2 pseudogenes are annotated in these 523 nt (G+C 34.8%); both read right to left on the bottom strand.

Annotation, left to right across the window (positions count from 1 at the left end):
- Positions 1-241, bottom strand: a pseudogene (locus C6988_RS10000) (hypothetical protein); the annotation flags it as partial.
- A 93-nt stretch (positions 242-334) separates the two neighbouring features.
- Positions 335-523, bottom strand: a pseudogene (locus C6988_RS09995) (fructose 1,6-bisphosphatase); the annotation flags it as partial.

The raw sequence follows: 523 nt of genomic DNA, 5'->3' as shown, positions 1-523 counted from the left end.
CTACTGAATACTTTTTTGGTCTATTGTGTGGTCTTGCCTTTAGAATCCATGCAAATGCAAATAAAAAGACCGATGCTAAAACTACTGCTTCACCAGCATCTTTGAAAAATGTCCAAATAATGTTTGGAATAGTTTGACCAAATAATTGAGCCACAAATTGGGAAAATGATACTACCGCTAATGTGGTCACAATATAGGTAGCAAGATATGTTTTGACTTGGAATATTTTATTAAAATTCATAGTATGAACACTCTTTGTACATCGTGTTTTGATTTAACTTTATTGCTAAATCTCTGCTGCTGCTAAATTATTGACTTTGTGTAAAAACTAATTTTAATCTGGATCTTCGTAGGATTCCTTTCTTTCTCCAGATGATCCGCTCTCCTCAATTGGTTTCATCTTACTTTCTAAGACATCCATTCTTGCTCTATACCCTTCTGCATATTCTAACTCGTCTGGAACTAGAGTTGCTGGATGGATAAATCCCTGACTTCTCATTGCAAGTGCTTTCTTTGTTGCAAT

It is taken from the genome of Nitrosopumilus sp. b1 (assembly GCF_014078545.1).
Lineage (GTDB): Archaea > Thermoproteota > Nitrososphaeria > Nitrososphaerales > Nitrosopumilaceae > PXYB01.
This window is presented reverse-complemented; position numbering and strand designations above follow the sequence as displayed.